Source organism: Aliterella sp. E5.1 (assembly GCF_057473825.1).
On the sequence record NZ_JBYCCV010000503.1, the window covers coordinates 1 to 1,021 of the forward strand.

At 46.9% G+C, this 1,021-nt stretch carries 2 protein-coding genes; one reads left to right on the plus strand and one right to left on the minus strand.

All coding sequences use genetic code 11. From position 1 onward, the window contains the following. The first annotated feature begins 71 nt into the window (after window positions 1-71). Window positions 72-377 carry a hypothetical protein gene (locus tag AC2VE5_RS28580; RefSeq protein WP_486890888.1) on the plus strand — a complete coding sequence of 102 codons (306 nt, stop codon included), beginning with the start codon at window positions 72-74 and terminating at the stop codon, window positions 375-377. 163 nt (window positions 378-540) lie between these two features. Here AC2VE5_RS28580 and AC2VE5_RS28585 read toward each other — a convergent pair. Beyond that, on the minus strand, window positions 541-1,021 hold a 481-nt coding region (locus AC2VE5_RS28585), incomplete at its 5' end, for an HD-GYP domain-containing protein (RefSeq protein ID WP_486890889.1).

A 1,021-nucleotide genomic window follows, 5' to 3' on the forward strand; every position in this document is an offset into this window, starting at 1 on the left:
ATCGCCAGAGTTCCGGTGTGGGAGTGGGAGGGTAGACGGTCCGAAGTCGTACCTCTTGGAGATAAGATAGCGTGAGAACTCTTACAAGATTCTTACTCGAGTCGAACGCAGAAACAGAAAAACAGACTGAAGCAATTCAGCCTGTTCAAAATCGTAATGCCAAAGTTTATTTAACTACTGAAATGCCTTTGGCAACTGAAATGCCTTTGGCAACTGAAATGCCTTTGGCAACTGAAATGCCCTTAGCGACCGAGATGCCTTTGGTTGAGACATTTGGGGCGGCCAAGACAGTACCCGATAGGGAGACAATAGTAGCAAGCAAAAATACGACTACACTTTTCCGGACCATTTTTCCCACTCCTCTGGCGAAGCAGTAGTACGCCCATTTGAGCGTCCACTATATGAAGACGCTCTGGCGTTCGTCCTCAAGCCTTACTGTAGCCGAGTTGGGAAACAACGTCAAGGTAAAAAAGCTACTTGCAAAATTATTTGAAGTCGCGCAAAGGCTTTACTAGTTTATTGTCTCGCCAGGTCAAGGATTCAACGACGATCTTCTGTCCGCTTCAAAGCAGAGATAAACGCACGTACGACCTCATGTGGATAATGCATACCTGAGTATTTTCTCAACTCAGACAATGCAGCTTCCTGAGACAGTGCTCGCCTGTATGGACGGTCAGTGGTCATAGCGTCATAGGTATCAGCTACGGCGACAATAGACGCTTCAATAAGCACTTCATCCCCTAGAAGTCCAAATGGATAGCCACTACCATCTAGACGCTCGTGGTGCTGCTCAACGATCTTGCCAGCATCGCTCATAAAGGTGTTATCTAGGAACTCACGCCCGAAAGTAGGATGTTTCTTGATAATGCTCCACTCATCGGGCGACAGTTTTGCTGGCTTATTTAGGATAGATACAGGCACACGAATCTTGCCAACGTCGTGCAGGTAAGCACCAAACTCTAGTAGGTGAAGTCGAGATGAGGTGAGACCCAACTCCTTACCTATGACAAATGAGAGTTCT